This is a genomic window from Flavobacterium algicola (assembly GCF_022399565.1).
Taxonomy (GTDB): Bacteria; Bacteroidota; Bacteroidia; order Flavobacteriales; family Flavobacteriaceae; genus Flavobacterium; species Flavobacterium algicola.
Genome location: NZ_JAJTUT010000001.1, coordinates 672933 through 693383, shown reverse-complemented (window position 1 = coordinate 693383; position 20451 = coordinate 672933). Strand labels below are relative to the sequence as shown.

The following is a 20451-nucleotide window of genomic DNA, read 5'->3' as shown; positions in this document are numbered from 1 at the left end:
AAATTTTTTTGTTATGTTGTTTCGGGTTGAACGCCTAAATCTTTTAAATGTTTAATATGTGCAATTACGGCACTAAACATGGTCTTGTATTCAAAATAAGGCAGATTACATTCGCTTGCAGTTTGTTTGACATATTCGGCAATTTTACCATAATGTACATGACTGATGTGCGGATATAAATGATGTTCTATTTGATGGTTTAATCCACCAGTATAATAATTTACTAACCAGTTTTTTGGCGCAAAATTTGTCGTAGTGTACAACTGATGTATCGCCCAAGTATTGTCCATTTCGTTCAGTTCATTCGGAGTAGGGTTTTCTGTTTCCTCAACAACGTGGGCCAATTGAAATACAACACTCAAAATTAAACCTGCAGTATAATGCATGATGCAAAAACCAATTAAAACTTTCCACCAACTCAAAAGAAGGATAGGAATCACCAACCAAAATGAAAAATAGATAATTTTTGAAATAACCAATCCAGTCCATAATTTTTTTGGATTAGAAGGTCCTCCATAAGAAAGTTTCCTTTTCAAATACGCTCTCATTTGTTTGAAATCGGTTGTCAAGCACCAGTTGATGGTCAACAAGCCGTAAGCAAATAAAGCGTAATATTGCTGAAATCTATGGAAGCTGTACCATTTTGCATGTTTGGTAAAACGAATAATACGTCCTGCTTCTAGATCTTCATCGTGTCCAGGTATATTGGTGTACGTATGGTGTAATACATTATGTTGAACTTGCCAGTTGTAGACATTTCCAGCAAGGATGTAAATACTCCCTCCCATGATTTTGTTGAGCCAAGGTTTTGAAGAATAGGAGCCGTGATTCCCATCGTGCATTACGTTCATTCCCACTCCAGCCATTCCGACACCCATGACAAAACTTAATAAGAGATGTAAACCAAAAGGCATGGTAGGCAATAGGAGAATTACAAAATAAGGCACAAATAACAGCGAGAACATTATAGCTGTCTTGATATATAATGTCCAGTTTCCTGTTTTTTTAATATTGTTTTCCTTGAAATATTCATTAACGCGCGAGTTTAAAACTTTAAAAAATTTTAAAGCATCATGTCTTTGAAAAGTCGGTGCATTCGAATTCATAAATAGATTAGGTTCTAATAGTCTGCAAAGGTAATTATTAAAATTTTCAATTTGCGGAAATCACTTAATATTTAAGATTTAAAAATAGTACTTTTGTTAAAAAATTAGATAATGGACGAGATTTTGAAGTATTTTCCTGATTTGACGGATATTCAGAAAGAACAATTCGAAAGATTGAATTTTTTATACCATGATTGGAACGAAAAAATTAATGTAATTTCGAGAAAAGATATTGATTCACTTTATACTAAACATGTATTGCATTCACTAGGAATTGCAAAAGTTATGAAGTTTGAACCAGGCACTTATGTGCTTGATGTAGGGACTGGAGGTGGTTTTCCTGGAATTCCATTGGCTATTATGTTTCCTGAAACTCGATTCTACTTGATTGATATTATTGCAAAGAAAATAAAAGTAGTTCAAGGCGTTTCTGAAGCATTGGGGCTAAAAAATGTTAAGGCAGAACAAATGCGAGCAGAGAACGTCAAAGGTGATTTTGATTTTATTGTGAGTCGTGCTGTGACCAATATGCCTGATTTTGTTTCTTGGGTAAAGACTAAAATTAAAAAACAACATAAACACGAGTTAAAAAACGGAATTCTATATTTAAAAGGAGGAGATTTGACCGAAGAGTTGGCCGCGTTTCCTAAAGCTACGGAGTATAGCCTAGCAGCTATTTTTGAAGAGGAGTTTTTTGAAACCAAAAAAGTGGTACACTTACCTTTGAAATTTGTGGTGTAATAAGTCATAAAGTTTGAAAGCCAAAAAGTATAAAAACTTCAAAACAAAAAAGCCGAATCTAAAAATTTTAGATTCGGCTTTTTTATGGTTTTAAAATTTTTAAAGTCTTTCATACCTTCAAACTTTAAAATATTCTTATTCTCCCAAAAACGGGTATCTGTAATCAATTGGAGTAACAAAAGTTTCTTTGATAGTTCTAGGAGAAACCCAGCGCAATAAGTTCAAAGGGGATCCTGCTTTGTCATTTGTTCCTGAAGCTCTTGCCCCACCAAAGGGTTGTTGACCAACAACAGCACCTGTTGGTTTGTCATTGATGTAAAAGTTACCAGCAGCGTTTTGTAGTTTTATGGTTGCTACTTCAACAGCATAACGGTCTTGACTGAAGACAGCTCCCGTTAAAGCATATTCTGATGTAGAATCAACCAATTCAAGTGTTTCTTCCCATTTATCATCTTCATATACGTAGATAGTCATAACTGGCCCAAACAATTCCGTTTCCATTGTAGAGTAGTGTGGGTTTGTAGTGACAATTACCGTAGGCTCAACAAAGTATCCTACTGATTTGTCATAATTTCCTCCAACAATAATTTCAGCGTCAGTGTCTTTTTTTGCCTGGTCAATAAAACTAGCCAATTTATCAAATGAATCTTCATGAATTACTGCAGTAATAAAGTTGCTGAAATCCTCTGGAGAACCCATTTTCATTGATTTTACATCAGTGATAATTTGCTCTTTAATGGCAGGCCATAAACTTTTTGGAACATAAGCTCTAGAGGCTGCAGAACATTTTTGGCCTTGAAATTCGAATGCACCACGTACAATTCCTGTAGATACTTGTTTAGGGTTAGCGCTTGAATGTGCTATGATAAAATCTTTTCCACCAGTTTCTCCTACGATTCTTGGGTAGGTTTTATAGTGGTGAATGTTTGTTCCTATTTTCGCCCAAATGTCTTTAAATACGTGAGTAGAACCTGTAAAGTGCAAACCTGAAAAATCACGACTTGCAAGAACAGTATCAGTGACCATTAGAGCATCTCCAAAGACAACATTGATGACTCCATCAGGTACTCCTGCTTCTTTAAATACTTCGATAATAATTTGTGCCGAAAATACTTGGCTGTCACTTGGTTTCCATACTACAACGTTACCCATCATAGCAGCACTCGCCGGAAGATTGGCAGCAATTGCTGTAAAATTAAATGGAGTTATCGCATATACAAATCCTTCAAGAGGTCTGTATTCTAATCGATTCCACATATCTGATGTAGAGGTAGGTTGATCAGCATAGATTTGCGTCATAAATTCCACGTTAAAACGCAAAAAGTCAATTAACTCACAAGCAGCATCAATTTCTGCTTGGTGTACATTTTTAGATTGTGCAATCATCGTGGCTGCATTAATTCTCGCTCTGTATGGTCCTGCGATCAATTCCGCTGCTTTTAGGAAAATAGCAGCACGTTGTTCCCATGCCATATTTGCCCAAGCATTTCTAGATTCTAATGCGTTTGTAATTGCTTTTTCAACATGTGCTTTCTCTGCAAGGTGGTAAGTTCCTACTATATGTTTGTGGTCATGTGGAGCCGACATGTTTTTAGTGTTTCCTGTTCTAATTTCTTCGCTTCCAATGTATAAAGGAACGTCAATTTTAGAATTCCACATTTTTGTGTAAGCTGCTTGTACAGCTGCCTTTTCTGGTGAATTGGGAGCATAGCTTTTTACGGGCTCGTTGACTGCTTTTGGTGTCTTAAAAAATCCTTTTAGCATAATAATTTTATTTTATCTATTGTTAATTTCAGCTATTTTAAAAAATGTACGAATCTTGATTTTCGATAACAAAAAGACAGATCGTTACTAACAAAAATACGGAGATAAAACTAATATGAAGTGGATTTGGCTAAAGAATAACAGCCAATACTAGGGTTTTTCTAATTTAATGCAAAAGGAGCGCAGAGTTTAAAAGTAGGTATGTAGACTTTAAAGTTTTTGGCATTACTAAAGTTTATCATATTGAAATAACCTTGCATAGCACCATAAGGTGATGATAACAAACAACCCGAGCTGTAGCTGTGTTGTTCTCCTGGTTTTAAAACAGGTTTTTTTCCAATAATTCCTTCGCCGTCCACGGTTTCTAGATCGTTAAGTGAATCAAAAATTTCCCAATGACGTGAAGTAAGTTGCACTGAATCTTTACTATGGTTCTCAATAGTAATTTGGTAACTAAATGCAAAATGGATCTTATAGTTTTTGAAGTAAGTGCCTTCAAAACTAGTCAGAACCGAAATTTTTATACCTCTTGTAATTTGCGTTACCATAATAAACTATTAAATAGTTAGGTTGTAATTAACAAAAGTACGAAAAAAGGATTTAGTTTGGCCTCTCAAAAATGTTATTTTTTAATTAACGATATTGGTAGATGATGCTGTTCCTCTCCCAATTACTCTTTCATATCGCGCTGTGTTATCACGATAATAAGCCAATATAGTATATTCGTTTTCAGTCTGGTAGAAGTTTCCATCTATGCTATTCTCGTAATCAATAACATGATTGCTATCTGCTACTACGTATTTATAGTTGGTAAATCCTTGTTTGATTAGGATAGCTTTTTCATACACCCCTTTCTTAGTGTTAAAATCCATTTTTGATTCTTCGCCAAGTACATAATTATTGAACATCCCTGTTATATAAACATCTTTTTTTAGGTAGAAAGAAGGTGCAGAAAGAGTGAAGTATATCCAAGAATAGTCTGCCTCAATTGTGCTGTCTTCTGCATTGGCATTCAATACTACAAAATTACCATTTACATCTTGATATAAAGTGTAGGGAGTGTTTGCTCTAGCATTATTAGGATACAAATGACTACTGTAAATATCTGTACTGCTATCCACTTTTGCAATATAATTAGCAGGGAAACGAATGCTTTTGTTTTCGAAATATAAAAATTCATTTCCAGCCCAAAACTGCGTTTCGCTATCGTATTTGTATATTAAACTATTGCCCATTGTGTATTGAGGAGCAATATTTTTTATAGCCTTATTAAAATCATTATTTTGATAGAGGGCTACTTTTACATTTTTTAAAGGATTTTGAAATGTAATAACATTGGAAGTTATTGAGAAATCTAAATTGTGTTTGAAATTTAAATTATCAATCGTTCTCGCTCTTTTTACTTGCACAGGGATCGTCGCTAAGTCTTCATAAAGAACAAACTTTCTACTGAAAACCATCTCTCTACTTTCATTTAATATTTTTAAAATATAGTTTCCACTTATTTTCAGTTGTGTAGTATATTGATTTGGTATCGAAAGTGTAAAATGAGAATAAATCTGAAGAGTATTAAAAGAGGTTGTAATGTCTTGAATTCGCTGGCTGTCGATTCCCGCTAGGTATTCATTTTTCGGAATTTCAGATGGAATCCAATTGTAGTCGCAATGTACTATTTCGTAAAAGTAGTCCGCATTATTACCATATAAGTCATCAAATTGCAGTTGGAAGCCAGAGCCTAATTCTAAAACGGGTACTATATTCGCATTATTTTGAACAAATGAAACTGTTTTAATGTTAAAAGGTGGCGCTATTTCCTTCTCCTCTTGCGAAAACAAAAAATGAAAGGCGGATAGTAATGCTATTGTAAAAATTTTTTTCATTTGTTGGTAGAAATTAATGGCCTAAATATAGTAATTAAAAATCTTTTAAGATAACGATTGACTGTTGTCAAAATTGCTTTTGTTTGAAGAAATGCTTCTTTGACGCTAACTTTCAATTGTTGAAAAACACAAAACTTAACACATTCTGCAAGTAATTTTATTTAGAAAATGAAGCAATTATTCTAAGATATAACTCAAATGCTTTTCAATTTCTGGACTCATGCTATCGTCATTCAAAAGAGAATCAGATAATAATTTTTTGGTTTCTTGAAGCCGTATAATTTTTTCTTCGACAGTGTTTTTGGTAATAAAACGTACAACGTTTACTTTATTAAGTTGACCAATTCGATGTGCGCGACCAATTCCCTGCTTTTCTGCAAAGGGGTTCCACCACGGATCTAGAAATAAAACATAGGAAGCTTTGGTAATATTCAAACCAACACCACCAGCTTTTAATGATATGAAAAATAACAAAATATCGTCCTGCTCTTGAAAACGGTTTACAATGCTCTCTCTGAATTTTTGGTCGGTGGCTCCTGTAAGCTCACAGAATTTGACCTTATTTGCAATACACCATTCTTTATAAAAGCTTAAATTCGAAACAAATGAGCTAAATACAATCGTTTTTTGTTTGGACTGAATTAAAGTTGTCAAGTAATTGGTTACCGCATTGTACTTACCCGAATCCAGATCAGATTTAGCGTCGATCATCTTAGGATGGTTGCTTAACTGTCTTAAACGCATCAGGGTATTTATGATGTTAATCTTATCAACTTTGGTTCCATCTGTTCTTAGGAGTGCGTTGCGTGCTTTAGACTTTTCTTCTTCATACAATTTTTCCTGTTCCTTTTCCATATCACAATAGTAAATCTGCTCAGTTAACTCGGGAAGATCATCTAGAACTTGCTCTTTGGTTCTTCTTAAGATAAAAGGACTGATTAACATTTTTAATTCGGCCAAAGCAATCTGATCTTGATTTTTCTCAATAGGTAGTTTGTAATTTTGTACAAAAAATGAATAATTACCTAGGATGTCAGGGTTAATAAATTCCATTTGCGACCATAAATCATCAAGAGAATTTTCAATAGGAGTACCACTTAACGAAATACGGTTAGCTGCTTTAATTTGATTAATCGCTTTAAATATTTTGGAATTTTTATTTTTTATATATTGACTTTCATCTAATATCAGAAAACGAAATTGATGCTTTTCTAAATTGGCTATGTCGCGCAATGCTATAGCATAACTAGTAAATACCAAATCGTATCGCGATAATTTTTTGGCTATTAATTTTCGATCATTACCTACATATTGTATGCGTCGCAAATGTGGCGTGAATTTGCGGGCTTCGTTGTACCAATTAAAAACCAAAGAAGAGGGGAGAACTACTAATACTTTTACATATTCTTTGCTTTGGGGAATACTGTTACCAAATAAATCCAACTGCTCTGCTTCGCGCTGTTGATTTTCAAGCTGTTCCTGCACGGCAACCAATGCAGATAAAGTTTGAATTGTTTTGCCTAGTCCCATATCATCAGCGAGGCAAGCTCCCATGCCGTTATGATAATGTTCTAGTAGCCATTTTACACCTTCGGTTTGATAAGGGCGCAGCGTAGCTTTTACCAATGGCGAAAGAACAAACTCGTTTTTATTTTTGGTCATACTGTCCAATTGCAATTCTGGGATTGCATTAAGAATAGCATAATTATTCTTTGGCAGTTGAATAATATCATTAATCACTATAGCTAATTTCGCCAAAGGTGAGTAGTGCATCATCCATTCCATCGGGATTAAAAAGCAATTACCATCAGGCAACGTATAAACTTGATTGTTCTGCTTTAAATTAGGAATGATTTCGATAAAATTAAAAGTAAAAGCGCCACACTGAATCGTGATTTTGATGTCAAACCAATCATTTTGAATTTTATTAGAAAATAGGATAGTAGGCTTTTGAGTTACAATTGATTTGCCTTCTAAAGTAAAATGATCCAATTTAAAACCTAATAATTTTAATTCCTCCTGATGTTCCAATGTCCATTCAATTGCGTCATAAGCTGTACTAGCACCATTACTCAGAGAAAGTCTGAAAAAACCATTATCTGTTTTTTCAAATCCTAAATCGATAATTTTTTGTTCGAAAGTGGCTTCGTGATCCCAATTACGTTTGTACTGAATCACCTTGATTTGTTCTGGATTATCCAGATCAATTTCAGAATGATTATCTTTCTTCTTCGTATTGTCGAAAAAATAGCCATTGTAGTTAAATCGTAAATTAAGGTAGTAACAGTTCTTAAAAAAATCGTGTACGGTGTCCAGTTGACAAGCTGTAACTTGATTGTTCTGAATTATATCAAAACCTTCTGCTGTGACATCGACTTTTTTAACAATGTCTTTTATGAATTTTTGAAAATATTCCGTGACCATTCTAGAAGGAATGTCGATTGTTTTTTTTGTCAAAAAAGGTTTGATCTTTTTTGAATCAACTCCATTGAGTTGTACTAAATCATTTTCGACTACTAACCAAGCAGGCTCATCGAGAAGCAACGATATCTTTTTGTCTACTGGGTGAAATAACTCTTGATTGTCTTGTAGTTGTAAATTATACTCAATACCATCCTCTGTTTTAAGAAAATGAATTTTAATATTTAAAGAACCATTTTGGGTATTGACTCTGCTTTTTTGGAAATCTTTGTCTTTATTAAGAGAAAAGCTGATGGGGAAGTTATTGGCAGTTACCAATTTAAGAAACTCAGCTAATTGCAATTTCTGATAATGCTGTATTCCAGCAGCCACTTTTACATCCTTAAATAGTTCTTCAAGACTTTTTTTATTTTTGCCTGAATTAAATTTGGCTGCCAATGCTTCGGATTGTAGGCTATTACAAAGAAACAGTGCTCTTTGTGCGTCTTTAGTTAGAGAGGAGAGTTCTACTCCATAACTATGCAATACCTCTGCACTTGCTTTCTTACTTAAATAGCCAATAGGAAAACCTTCGGAAACGGCATAAGCCGTTGGGACATAAAAATTACTCTTTATATCCCAACTCAAATCAAAACAAAAAGGGTATTTTGATAGTGTCTCCAATATAATTTATTTGAAACAAACCGGAATTACTTCGCCTTTGGCCAAACAATATTTTGCTACCAAATCAGGGGAGATTTTATGGGTATAATCTTCTTCAATAACTGTAAATCCTATGGAGCGAAGTTTTGTGAAATAATCACGTCCATAGATTCGTACGTGATCATATTGTCCAAATATTTTGGCACGCTCTTTCTGATCAGTAATTGTATCGTCTGCAAAAGTTACTTCTCGATTTAAATCTTGAGGAATTTGCAAAATTGCCATTCCGCCGGGTTTTAAAACGCGATACAGTTCTTGCATTGCTTTAGTATCATCAGGAATATGCTCCAATACATGATTACAAAGTATCACATCATACTGATTGTCCTCAAATGGCAGGTCACAAATATCTGCTTTTACATCAGCCAAAGGTGAAAACAAATCGGTAGTGGTATAGTCTAAATTCTTTTGATTGCGAAACAGCTTATAAAATGCTTGTTCTGGCGCAAAGTGTAACACTTTTTGGGGTGCTGTAAAAAAATCTGTTTCTTCATTTAGGTACAGCCATAATAAGCGATGCCTCTCTAATGACAAAGTACTTGGCGAAAGCACATTATTACGTTGTGTTTCGTACCCATACGGCAACATCGATTTAAAACTTTTACCATCAATAGGGTCAGTAAATTTGTTCCCTCGTAATGAAAATGCAATTATAGGTCGCGCCACATAACTTAAACGAATAAGTAGGGGGCGTGGGATAGTATTGAGGACGAGTTTAAAAAGTTTTTTCATAAGTGGTTACACAGAGATTCACTAAGAATTCACAGAGATTCGCAAAGTATTATACTTCCTTGTTTGAATTTATGAATCGTTTTATGTTGTTTTTTAATATTTTAGAATTAAAGTTAATGAGTAATCCTAACGGATAATTTCCCAATTTTAAATAAGTGAGTATTTGAGCATAGTGTACAGAAGTAAATTCTTCAACTGTCTTTAATTCAATTACTAATTTGTTTTCAATTAATAGGTCGATTCTGTATCCTTGTTCTAGTTTTATTTCTTTATACTTAATTGGAAGTGGTATTTCTTTTTCAACTTTAAAGCCTGCTTTTTTTAACTCATAAAGTAAACAAGCTTGATATGCAGATTCTAACAAACCAGGTCCTAAATTACGATGAACTTCAATTGCTAGTCCAATAACCTTGTATGTAAGCGCATTTAATTCCTCGCCCAATTCGAAATTATCGTTTTCCACTTCCATAGCATCCATTTGCCTTTTGAAAAATATAAAAATCTAATTTTTTTTACATTTTCAATTGTGCGTTATAATTATTTTAATTAAAAAAACTTAGCGGATCTCTGAGCTTGCTCTGTGAATCTCTGTGAAATCTTATAAAGTTAACGGCACTTTACGGAATTCATCTTCTTCGTTACTCACGATTCCCAATGCTTGGTACACATAAGCAAAGGTTGATAATAATTCTGGTTTTCCGTCTACTAGCGCTATATCGTGTTCAAAATGAGCACTTGGTTTTCCGTCAGCAGTAAGAATTGTCCAGCCGTCTTTTAGTTGTTTAATGTTTCTGGTTCCTTGATTTATCATAGGCTCTAGAGCAATTACCATTCCTTCTACAAACATCTTTCCACGGCCTCTTTTACCATAATTTGGCATCTCTGGATCTTCGTGCATTTTTTGTCCTAGACCATGTCCTACGAGTTCGCGAACGACTCCGTATCCATGTGACTCTGTGTATTTTTGGATTGCGTTTCCAACGTCTTCCACTCGGTTTCCGGCTTTAAATTCACGAATACCTACGTACAAAGACTCTTTGGTGACTTGTAATAATTTTTTTGTCTCTGGAGCTACTTCACCAATTTCAAAAGTATAGGCATGGTCTCCATGGTAACCATTTTTAAAAGCACCACAATCAATAGAGATAATGTCTCCACTCACCAGTGGTGTGGTATTAGGAATTCCGTGCACTACTTGAGCATTTGGGCTCATACATAGCGAGTTCGGGAAACCGTATAAACCAAGGAAACTCGGTTCAGCTCCGTGGTCACGAATAAATGTTTCAGCAAGTTTATCAAGTTGCAAAGTGGTTACACCTTCTTTTAGTTCAGAGGCAAGCATTCCTAAAGTTTTTGATACAATAAGGGCACTTTCGCGCATCAATTCTATTTCTTCACGTGATTTTACTATAATCATAGTTCTAAATTTTGAGTTGGCAAAAGTACAATTTTAATTGATTTAATCAGGGTTTGCCAAGATTTTATACAATTCGGAATTTGAGATGTAAAATTCATTTTGCAAAGCAATAGCCGATAGTTGAGCAGTAATTAAACTGCTTTCGCGACTATTTATTAAAAATAATGAGCTTTCCCCAAAGGTAAACAAACGCTCTTCCGACTGTAACATTGTTTGGTAATTACCCACCAAATCACTAGCTATAAAGTATTGTGTGTTTAATGAGCTGATGACTTCTTTTTGCGCTTTTATTTTATTCGAAAGTTGCAATCGCTCCAAATTAAGGCTGTTGGTAGTTTCTTGGATTTTATAGTCGGCTAGTTTTAAACCTCCTCTTTCTTTTCTTAAAAATATAGGATAAGCAAAATTAACTCCAATTTTATAGTTTTCGAATTTGTAACTATTAATATATTGCGGTTCTGATAAATAAGAATAGGAAACGTCAATTTTTGGAAGTAGTAAGTTTGCCTTCAATTTTCGATCTACTTCAAGCATATTAATTTTGGTCTCTAGTGCACTAATTTTCGGATGATTATCAACAGTGAAGTCCTGCGTTAATAAATCATTAGTATTTAAAGTTTCCTGAATTGTGTTTTGAATGTTTTGCTCTGGAAAAACCGCATCAGTCAGTTCCATTGGAATTAAATTATCCAACCATAAATAATTAGATAATTCCAGCTTTGCTTTCATCAATTTTAATCTAGAATTTTCTAAACTTAATCGTCTACTCTTTAAACTGATACCAGCTTCTACGCTATCAATTGCTCGTTTGTCTCCTTGCTTTATCAATGATTGAACTGCTTTGTATCGAATAGTGGCATTGGCAGTATACTGGTTGTACATTTTGAACTCTTCATAATTCTTTATCCAATTAAAATAAGCAACAGATGCGTCGTAGAGTACTGCTACAGCTTGCAACTTACGTTCTGCTTGGCCCAGTTGCAATTGCATTTTTGATTTACGAAGATCGGCCATTCGCTGATTGATAAACAAACCTTGACCAAGAGGTACTGAAACCCCCACAGAAGCTAATCCTGCCGAAGGAACAGTGTGTTCGGGATTCAAATAGTAACCTTGGTTTTGTTCAAAGCCAGCCTTAATTTCGATTCCATACCAAGTAGGAATTTTGAAGCTGCTGTTTAGAAGTGAGTAATATTCAGTATCCTTAAATTGTTTTTTATCAAAATCTACTCCTATTTTTGGATCGAATGCTCCTCGAGCTGCCATTAAACTAGCTTGTGCTTTGTTAATTTCTAGATTAGCTGTTTTTACTAATGGATGAAACTTTTTTACATAACCCAAGTACTCATTAAAAGAAAGTTCCATTTTGGGAACTAGTTGCCTTTCATCTTGGAGTGCTTGAGACTGCAGGTTCCAAACAAAAAGTAGTAAAAAAAGAAAGTTGTATTTCATTATTTTTTCTCTTTAGATTTAGATGTACTTTGTTTTGCTTCATAGTAATCTGGAGGAAAGCCATTTAAGGTTCTCCATATTTCAAACCAAACAGGTACCGTATTAAGTAAGGCAATAGTCTGAGCTCCAGAACCCATGCTTAATTGTTTTGGCCAAGGATCTTCATCGGTGTCAGGTGCAATTAATACTCTAAACTTACCATTATCACTGATGAATTTTTCAACAGCAACAATTCTACCACCAAAAGTTCCATAAGACATATCAGGCCAACCTGAAAATACAATTGTAGGCCAACCATCAAACCAGATTCTTATTTTTGCTCCTTTTGATATCAGAGGTAAATCCAATGGGTTTACAAAAGTTTCTACTGCAATATCGTATTCAGATGGCATTACAGTAGCAATAGGTGTACCTTCTTTGATTGTTTCACCAATTCCAGCCTGCAAAGCACGGTTAATATAACCGTTTTGTGCTGCTTTAATATAGTACATGCCATTACGAATACTGTAATTGGCGTACTGGTTCTTTAATTTATTTACTTGTGCTTCGGTATCAAATTGATTGCTTCTTGCTGTAAATTGATCACTTTCTGCCTTTGCTACTTTCTCGTTGTATTCGGCATCAATTCGACCTAATTCTACCCTTGCATTAAGAAGTTCATTTTTGGTCGTCAGTAATTTGTTTTCTTGGGTAATGATTTTAGCTTCTACTTCTTGTTGTTTAAGACGTTTTTCCTCCACATCGGTAAGTGCCTTTAAGCCTTCATTATTCAATTGAACCGCTCTGTTAAACTGCGTGTTGGCAATTTTCAATTGCGTTTTAACCGCAACAAGGTCAATTGAGTCACTCTTAATTTTAAATTGAGCTTGCTTTAACTTATTATTTGCTTGTTCAATTTTCAAACCTCTTTCTGTTTGTATCGATTGAATTTGGTTGGCCAAAGCGCCATACTTAGAACTATAGGAGTCTAAAGCGTGATTTTTTGCATCCAACTGATTTTTAGTGTTTTCTACTAAATTAGGATCCATGTAATCTTCCTTGATTTCAGATATGAAGAGGATAGTATCACCCTTTTTTACAAAATCGCCCTCTTGTACGTACCATTTTTCTATACGGCCAGAAATTACACTTTGTATGGATTGTGGTCGTTGATTAGGTTTTAATGTAGTTACGGCTCCTTTTCCTGAAATGTTCTGTGTCCAAGGGAAAAACAAGGTTATAAAAGCAATGATAGAAACAAGAGTAATGATTCTATTTAAAATTTTATAATGGGGCCTTTTTTCTAATCCTTTTACCGTTTTGTAGCGCTCTAAATGCGCCATGGTATGTTTATTATTGTCGGATATGTTTAGCATACTATTATTTTTTTTGGTCTAAAAGAATTTGTCCATTCTGCATCGTGATCTGTCTGTTGCACTTGGTTTTCCAATATTCGTTTTTTGAAGAAACAATGATGGTCCAACTGTGCTCTTCTGCAGTTATAAAATCAATGATTTCGTTGGCTACTTTTTCATCCATTGTATCGGTAGGGTCTTCGTAGAATAAAATTTTTGGTTTACTGATAATACTGCGGGCCAATAATATTTTTTGTGCATTTGATGAAGATAATTGTTTCCCCTCTGGGAAGATGGGTGTTTCCAATCCTTGTGGTAATGATTTTATAAAATGTTCTAATTTCATTCCTTTGATAGCCCACTTTAAGTTTTCATTATTAACCAATTCATTTTTAAAAGTAATATTTTCAGTCACTGTTCCATCAAAAGGGGTTTCACCATAAATGATGCTTTCAATTTGAGAGCGATATTGATTTAGGTTTACTTTTTTGAAACTGTCGTCATTGATGTAAATAGCACCTTCTGTAGGTTGCATTAATCCAGATAAAATACGCATTAAAGTCGTCTTTCCTGATCCATTTTCACCACTTATGAAAATGCGTTCTCCTTGATCAATTTTAAGCGAAATATTATTTAAAATAATGCTTTTCGAATCAGGGAATTTGAAGCTTACTTTTTCAATGTCTAAGGCAATCGAGGTGTAGCAATTGTCATAGTCGATAGGAAATTGCTCTTCTAGAGACATATCTGTTATTTGCCCAATTTTTTCAACTGATGTCAATACATCATAGAAAGTTTCCAATCCCAAGACTATCTTTTCCACGGATGTAATTACTAATAAAATGATGATCTCTGCAGCAACAAATTGGCCAATATTCATTTCTTGTGACAGTACCAAATAACCACCTATAGAAAGTAAACTGGCCGTTATAATAATTTTAAAAAGTATAAGTTGGCTAAATTGTGTTTTGATTACAGAGAAGTGATTTTCTCTGTTATTTAAATATTCAGTAACTAAAAAGTCATTTTTCCCCAATGCAAAGTCATGGTGCATTTGATTTCTAAAACTAAAATTGTTACGAGCTATTTCTTGCAGCCATCCGGCAACTTTGTATTTGTATTTGGATTCTTTCATACTCGTATCTAGCCCTGAATTATAGGAGAATCTAAAGATAAAATAGAGTAAGAGCATTAATAGCATTCCGAAAATAATGAAATAGTTATGGTATAAGGATAATAATATGATACCAAATATAATCTGTAGAATAGCGGCAGAAAAGCCAATTAATAATTTAGCAGTCCCTTTTTGAATGGTCAAAGTATCAAAAAACCGATTGGCAAGTTCTGGTGGATAGTGATTGTAGTATTCTTCGAATTTTATTTTAGGCAATCTAACGGCAAATTCAAAGGAGGATCGAATGAATATTTTTTGCTGTAAATTCTCCATGATGCGCAGCTGCATCAAGGATAAAATTCCAACCAAAGCAACTCCAAAAACAACCATAATGATTAACACAATCCATGATGCACTGGCTCTACCTGACTGTATAAAATTGGTTATAGCTTGTATTCCAAGAGGTAAAGATAAGCTGATTACTCCCGAAAGTATTCCGTAAAAAAATAATTGGTATACATCTTTTTTGTCTAATTCGAGTAAGTTATAAAAACGTTTTAATGGTTTCATGTGTTGTTATTTTCTTAACGTTATATGGATTAGGTTGAGGTAAAAATCGGTTGGTGAAATTTTCTCATTGCAATCAGTAATGGTCTTTAAATGATCTTTTAAAAAACACTGGTGTAGCGCTCCTTCAATAATTGAGGAGGCTAGACTTTTTGGATATTGATAATTAGGGTCAATTTCGATAATCAATTGCACTATACGGTTGATAACGCTTTTGTAAATCAAGAAGAAACCTTCTCTGTTCTCATCATCAATTTCTTTGGTATGCAATGTTTTGGTAAATTCTGCTATGATGATTTTGTTTAAAATAGCTTCATTAATATGTGGAATCGACTTGTCTTCTTCAGATTTTTGCGTAACCACCGTAATAGCTCGCTTTAAGCGTTCCATAGGATCGTCAATATTCATCATTTTAAATACCATTTGATACTCTATCCAACTCCAATACCACGAACATAAATATACTAATAATTTATGTTTGTTTTCGAAATAACGGTAGATAGAACTCTCATTTGACCCTATTTTTTCACCTAGCTTTTTAAAGGTAAAAGTGTCAAATCCGATTTCGTCTATCAAGAAAATACTCTCCTGCAAAATTTTCTTTCCTAAAACAGATGTTTCAGGATCCTTAACGTAGATTTTCTCATTTACCTTAATTTTTATATTTGATAATAGTGTCTGCATAATGAATGTTATTTATGCAAATATAATAGTATTACTATCAATTAGCAACTTTATAGTATTAAGAAAAAGTTATAATATTTAAAATTATTATGTACACGCCTATTGGTATGCAAAAAAAAAGCTACCCGATTGAGGTAGCTTTTAGATAAAATCTTATATTATAACAAAGAGTGCTGTGTCATTACTGCCGGTTTTTCAACTCCCATTAATTCAAGAATCGTTGGTGCAATATCACCAAGTACTCCATCATGCACCATTTTTATTTCTTTATCAATCAAGATAAAAGGTACTGGGTTTGTAGTGTGAGCCGTATTCGGACTTCCGTCAGGATTAATCATTGTCTCACAATTTCCGTGATCAGCAATTACTAGAACGGTATAATCATTTTCAATTGCCGCATCGATTACGCGTGTAACACACTTGTCAACCGCTTCACAAGCTTCTATTGCTGCTGCCATAATTCCTGTGTGTCCTACCATATCGCCATTAGCAAAATTCAAACATACAAAATCAACATCCCCTTTCTGTATTTCAGGAATCAGCGCATCAGTCAATTCGTTGGCACTCATTTCTGGTTGCAAGTCGTAGGTTGCGACTTTAGGTGAGTTTTTTAATATTCTGCTTTCTCCAACAAATGGTTCTTCACGACCACCAGAAAAGAAAAACGTTACGTGAGGGTACTTCTCTGTTTCTGCAATTCTAATTTGTTTTTTACCAGCTTTCTCCAATACTTCACCAAGAGTTTCAGTAATGTTGTCTTTATTATAAACCACTTTTACATTAGTATAAGTTTCGTCATAATTAGTCAGTGTAACATAATATAAATTTAGCTTGTGCATGTTCTGCTCGTGAAAATCTTGCTGCGAAAGTGCTTCTGTTAATTCGCGACCTCTATCAGTTCTAAAATTAAAAAAGATAACAACATCATCTTCCTCAATGGTTGCGATAGGTTTGTCATCTGCATCTACCATTACTACAGGTGCGACAAATTCATCAGTTATGTCATTCTGGTAGCTCACTTCCATCGCTTTTACTGGATTAGCAGCCTTCGCGCCAAATCCGTTCACGACTAAGTCATAAGCTAATTTTACTCGTTCCCAACGTTTGTCACGATCCATAGCATAATAACGCCCAATGATCGAAGCAATTTTAACGGAGGTACCAGCGATGTAATTCTCTAAGTCTTGAATATATCGTACTCCAGATTTAGGATCTACGTCACGACCATCCGTAAAAGCATGTATAAATACTTTTTCTAACCCGTAATCTTGCGTTGCATCAATTAATCCACGTAAGTGTGAGGTATGTGAGTGAACACCACCGTCAGATACTAATCCTAGGAAGTGAACTTTTTTATTGTTTTCTTTTGCATACTGAAAAGCATCTTTTAATACTTGTTCTTTTGCTAATGTTTTATTGGCTACGGCTAAATTAATTTTAGCTAAATCTTGATATACAATCCTACCAGCTCCAAGATTCATGTGTCCTACTTCGCTATTTCCCATTTGTCCTTCTGGAAGACCAACATGTAGTCCGTCAGTTCTAAGTTGTGCACTTGGATAGTTTTTGTACAGGTTGTTAATGTAAGGCACATTAGCATTGTCAATGGCAGAAACTTTAGGATCCGGTGATTTACCCCATCCGTCCAGTATCATTAAAATTACTTTTTTGTTCATTTTGTCAAGTTTTATACAAATATAAAACTTTTAGAAACTTAGTAGGGGATGTTTGTCTATTATTTATAGGTTTTGGTTCTTAAAGAAATTATCAGAAAGATGCAATTGTGGATAGTAGAGATGGAAACTTAAATAAGGTAAACTTCTTTAGTTTTACTTGAACCAAGTAATTAAGTCGGACGACCAATTTTAAATAGAAATAAATTTAATCGTGTAATTACAATTTATTTTTATTCGAAATAGAATTTGCTGAAGTAACGTTAAAAAAGCCAGCACATCTTATTTTACTATTGAATTGTAATCTATGAAATAGCGTATTCTCACAGAAAGGATGTTGGTCAAGTTACCATCAAAAACATTTAAGAAATTTTGGTTCAGTTTCTTATCTACTGCGATTTCATTTATGCTTGTTTGGGAATAATTTCTGTATAAAATAGAGATTTCGCTACCTGGAGCAAACCAATAAGAGTAAGCTAAGTCAAAATTCCAGGAATTAAAATTTCTATTCTTGTTTTCGGTAAAGGTACTGTTGTCGATTAACTTTCCGTCATTTTGTAGAGTCAAAAACTGATTTATATCTGAGTAGGACCAGTAATAACGAGCAGTAAGATTAAGTGACATTCTATTTGTAATGGCATATTTTCCGATAAAATCATTTTGTGATATTTGACGCATCCTATTTCCGAATATGATATTATCACTGTCAAAATCAGCAAATCCTCTATCGTTCTCCTTTAGAAAATATTCAGAAACAAAAGAAAGAGATAATTTTGTATTAAAGATGTATTTTGAACTAAAGTAAAGTCCGTAAGTATTTCTGTTTTTTTCTGAATAAGCTATAATAGATGGTTCAACGATTATCGATAGTGGTCGATTCGGATTTGATACAAAACTAAAAACTGCATTAATATGTTCGGGGATAGATACAAATCGATTTGCAACTCTAGGTTCGTAAAAATCAAATGTTTCGACCGGAGTCAAGTTTACAGCGACTTCAAAAATATCATTTTTTAAAGTTGATACTTTAAATTGTGTACTAGATACCGCTGTCTGCAATTTATTAGTTGTGTTTTCCACATCTGTACTAAAATATTGAATAGCTCGAAGAGTATTAAATACTTTGGTAGGGTTGACGATACGATAACTTCCCTCTAAATAAGCATTTCGATAATTACTATAAAACAACTGCGCTAAATCATTTGTATCGTAATTCTCGGACAAGTATTTTACTGACATGTCATAACGAAATTGCCCAGATGTTTTTGACAAACCGATAGAGGCTTTGTAACCATCATAATCTTCAATATCTTTTACAGTACTATATTTATAGTCACCATATAAATTGTAAGCGTTTGATGTAGTATTTAAATCGAATATTAATCCCGCAACATTGGCATCTCTGTAGCTTCCGTCACGAATTGTATTCGTATTGATCAAAGAAACAGATGAATTCTGTCTGAAGCGTTGGTCTAATGTTATGATGTTGTAGTTGGTTAATGGTTGTACAGTCTCCTTTCGTGACGTATTTGTGTCGGTATTATTAATTGTTGCCTCTGTTTTTTGAGTGACAGCATTAAGAAATCCTATACCTAAACCTTTTTTGGTCCTTCCGGATATTTTTACCGCATTAATTAGATTGACACTAGTGGGGTAATTTGTAATTTCTTCAGTAGTCCCAATTTGATCTGCTAATGTATAATAATCTACAATCGGACTTCCACCAATTCTTCGAGAATAGAATAAATTACCATTATTAAAGAGGTTGGTACCTTCGGTGAAAAAAGGTCTGTTCTCAGTAAGTGTTTGCTCAAATGGCTCTAAATTAAGAATAGCATTATCAAATTTTGTTTGACCAAAGTCAGGCACTAGGATAGCATCAAGAGTAAAGGCGTCATTTATGCCATATTTTATATCTAATCCTGCTTTTAGAGTTCGGTCAGAAGCATAATGATCGTGCTGGTAATAGGCAGAAACATAGGGTATGAAAAACAGTCGGGTAGGAGGTGTTATGTCTGAGATGCCCTCAAGTAGTCCAGATTGTGTAATTGGGTTTTCAATTTTGGTATCAATGTAGTTCCAAGTGTATTTTTGAACATTTCGTTTGATTTCGCGCATGAAGTTAAGTCCCCATGTTTGATTTTTACTTTTAGGAAAGCGTAGGGCAGCATACGGAATTTTCATTTCTACAGTCCATCCAAAGTCCGTTATTTTCACTTTACTATCCCAAATAGCATCCCAAGTAAAGTCTTCTTCTTCCTTGGTGGCAATACAATCCATTTGTACTCCTGCTGCACTCACATAGAAGCGATAATCTTGCTGGCCATCATTAAAACCATTTATGTAAATCGAAAAATGATCAGATGCACCAAATACATCACGAGTAGTTATCTCTTTTAAAATTTTACTGGGTTGATCATCATACATGGTAGCTGTGATGTATAATGCTACATTATCATGTTGAACTTGTACTTCGGTCCTTTTGTTAAAAGGAATCGCTTTACCATTATCTGGTTCATACATTATAAAGTCTTTTGCAATATAACTATTAAAGTTGCGTTGTATAGTATCGTTACTATTGTCTGTGAGTATTTTAGAATCTCTTTTTTGAGATAAAAGTTTCTTTTTTTGACTGTAGACCTCAGCATTTGTTATAAAACAAATAAAAAGAAATAATAACGAATATTTAGTCATAAAGTGTAAATTGTGTTGCGGCAAAAATAACATAATTTTAACAACATGCAACTAAGCTTAAGATGTTTTTGTAGTATTTATTCTGCGAATGTTATAGTCTAGGCCAATAATGTTAATTAAGTTTGTATAATTGGAAAGTAATTCTATATTTGTAGCCCCAAATCTATTGT

General features: G+C 34.0%; 15 protein-coding genes. 1 reads left to right on the top strand and 14 read right to left on the bottom strand.

Going from position 1 to position 20451, the window contains the following annotated elements:
• Positions 1-11: 11 nt before the first annotated feature.
• A complete protein-coding gene (locus LXH21_RS02975) occupies positions 12-1106 on the bottom strand; it encodes a fatty acid desaturase family protein (RefSeq protein ID WP_239862637.1) in 1095 nt (364 codons plus the stop codon).
• A gap of 111 nt (positions 1107-1217) precedes the next feature.
• On the opposite strand from LXH21_RS02975, the gene rsmG reads away from it, so the two are divergent.
• Complete coding sequence (rsmG, locus tag LXH21_RS02970; RefSeq protein ID WP_239862635.1) at positions 1218-1847, top strand: 16S rRNA (guanine(527)-N(7))-methyltransferase RsmG; 630 nt, start codon at positions 1218-1220, stop codon at positions 1845-1847.
• A 135-nt stretch (positions 1848-1982) separates the two neighbouring features.
• Here the strand turns inward: rsmG and pruA are convergent, their stop codons facing one another.
• From pruA to LXH21_RS02905, 13 genes are all read right to left on the bottom strand, one after another.
• Positions 1983-3611, bottom strand: coding sequence for an L-glutamate gamma-semialdehyde dehydrogenase (gene pruA, locus LXH21_RS02965; protein WP_239862633.1), 1629 nt, complete (start codon positions 3609-3611; stop codon positions 1983-1985).
• Between the two features lie 161 nt (positions 3612-3772).
• Positions 3773-4159, bottom strand: coding sequence for a Co2+/Mg2+ efflux protein ApaG (apaG, locus tag LXH21_RS02960; protein WP_239862631.1), 387 nt, complete (start codon positions 4157-4159; stop codon positions 3773-3775).
• Positions 4160-4240: 81 nt separating this feature from the next.
• Positions 4241-5491 (bottom strand): type IX secretion system plug protein, encoded by a 1251-nt coding sequence (locus tag LXH21_RS02955; protein ID WP_239862630.1) that lies wholly within the window; start codon positions 5489-5491, stop codon positions 4241-4243.
• A 177-nt stretch (positions 5492-5668) separates the two neighbouring features.
• On the bottom strand, positions 5669-8575 hold the full coding sequence (locus LXH21_RS02950) for a DEAD/DEAH box helicase (protein WP_239862629.1): 2907 nt from the start codon (positions 8573-8575) through the stop codon (positions 5669-5671).
• A 6-nt stretch (positions 8576-8581) separates the two neighbouring features.
• Positions 8582-9346: a class I SAM-dependent methyltransferase gene (locus LXH21_RS02945; RefSeq protein ID WP_239862627.1), complete on the bottom strand. Its 765-nt coding sequence runs from the start codon at positions 9344-9346 to the stop codon at positions 8582-8584.
• A 49-nt stretch (positions 9347-9395) separates the two neighbouring features.
• Positions 9396-9815 carry a GxxExxY protein gene (locus LXH21_RS02940; RefSeq protein WP_239862625.1) on the bottom strand — a complete coding sequence of 140 codons (420 nt, stop codon included), beginning with the start codon at positions 9813-9815 and terminating at the stop codon, positions 9396-9398.
• Between the two features lie 129 nt (positions 9816-9944).
• Positions 9945-10763, bottom strand: coding sequence for a type I methionyl aminopeptidase (gene map, locus LXH21_RS02935; protein WP_239862622.1), 819 nt, complete (start codon positions 10761-10763; stop codon positions 9945-9947).
• A gap of 42 nt (positions 10764-10805) precedes the next feature.
• Positions 10806-12215 (bottom strand): TolC family protein, encoded by a 1410-nt coding sequence (locus LXH21_RS02930; protein ID WP_239862621.1) that lies wholly within the window; start codon positions 12213-12215, stop codon positions 10806-10808.
• Positions 12215-13570, bottom strand: coding sequence for an HlyD family secretion protein (locus LXH21_RS02925; protein WP_239862620.1), 1356 nt, complete (start codon positions 13568-13570; stop codon positions 12215-12217). Before LXH21_RS02925 ends, LXH21_RS02930 begins: the two co-directional genes overlap by 1 nt.
• Before the next feature lie 4 nt (positions 13571-13574).
• Positions 13575-15233, bottom strand: a complete 1659-nt coding sequence (locus LXH21_RS02920; protein WP_239862618.1) for a peptidase domain-containing ABC transporter — start codon at positions 15231-15233, stop codon at positions 13575-13577.
• Positions 15234-15239: 6 nt separating this feature from the next.
• The gene (locus LXH21_RS02915) at positions 15240-15914 is read right to left on the bottom strand and encodes a TetR/AcrR family transcriptional regulator (protein ID WP_239862616.1); all 675 of its coding nucleotides are present in this window, start codon (positions 15912-15914) and stop codon (positions 15240-15242) included.
• A 158-nt stretch (positions 15915-16072) separates the two neighbouring features.
• Entirely contained in the window at positions 16073-17590 is a 1518-nt protein-coding gene (gpmI, locus tag LXH21_RS02910; RefSeq protein WP_239862614.1) for a 2,3-bisphosphoglycerate-independent phosphoglycerate mutase, read from the bottom strand.
• Between the two features lie 279 nt (positions 17591-17869).
• A complete protein-coding gene (locus LXH21_RS02905; RefSeq protein ID WP_239862612.1) occupies positions 17870-20281 on the bottom strand; it encodes a DUF5916 domain-containing protein in 2412 nt (803 codons plus the stop codon).
• Between the last annotated feature and the right edge of the window lie 170 nt (positions 20282-20451).

What these genes read in the sequence shown, in the direction of transcription:
- LXH21_RS02975 (WP_239862637.1), bottom strand. Translation starts at nt 1,106, where the DNA reads ATGAATTCGAATGCACCGACTTTTCAAAGACATGATGCTTTAAAATTT.
- rsmG (WP_239862635.1), top strand. Translation starts at nt 1,218, where the DNA reads ATGGACGAGATTTTGAAGTATTTTCCTGATTTGACGGATATTCAGAAA.
- pruA (WP_239862633.1), bottom strand. Translation starts at nt 3,611, where the DNA reads ATGCTAAAAGGATTTTTTAAGACACCAAAAGCAGTCAACGAGCCCGTA.
- apaG (WP_239862631.1), bottom strand. Translation starts at nt 4,159, where the DNA reads ATGGTAACGCAAATTACAAGAGGTATAAAAATTTCGGTTCTGACTAGT.
- LXH21_RS02955 (WP_239862630.1), bottom strand. Translation starts at nt 5,491, where the DNA reads ATGAAAAAAATTTTTACAATAGCATTACTATCCGCCTTTCATTTTTTG.
- LXH21_RS02945 (WP_239862627.1), bottom strand. Translation starts at nt 9,346, where the DNA reads ATGAAAAAACTTTTTAAACTCGTCCTCAATACTATCCCACGCCCCCTA.
- LXH21_RS02940 (WP_239862625.1), bottom strand. Translation starts at nt 9,815, where the DNA reads ATGGAAGTGGAAAACGATAATTTCGAATTGGGCGAGGAATTAAATGCG.
- map (WP_239862622.1), bottom strand. Translation starts at nt 10,763, where the DNA reads ATGATTATAGTAAAATCACGTGAAGAAATAGAATTGATGCGCGAAAGT.
- LXH21_RS02930 (WP_239862621.1), bottom strand. Translation starts at nt 12,215, where the DNA reads ATGAAATACAACTTTCTTTTTTTACTACTTTTTGTTTGGAACCTGCAG.
- LXH21_RS02925 (WP_239862620.1), bottom strand. Translation starts at nt 13,570, where the DNA reads ATGCTAAACATATCCGACAATAATAAACATACCATGGCGCATTTAGAG.
- LXH21_RS02920 (WP_239862618.1), bottom strand. Translation starts at nt 15,233, where the DNA reads ATGAAACCATTAAAACGTTTTTATAACTTACTCGAATTAGACAAAAAA.
- LXH21_RS02915 (WP_239862616.1), bottom strand. Translation starts at nt 15,914, where the DNA reads ATGCAGACACTATTATCAAATATAAAAATTAAGGTAAATGAGAAAATC.
- gpmI (WP_239862614.1), bottom strand. Translation starts at nt 17,590, where the DNA reads ATGAACAAAAAAGTAATTTTAATGATACTGGACGGATGGGGTAAATCA.
- LXH21_RS02905 (WP_239862612.1), bottom strand. Translation starts at nt 20,281, where the DNA reads ATGACTAAATATTCGTTATTATTTCTTTTTATTTGTTTTATAACAAAT.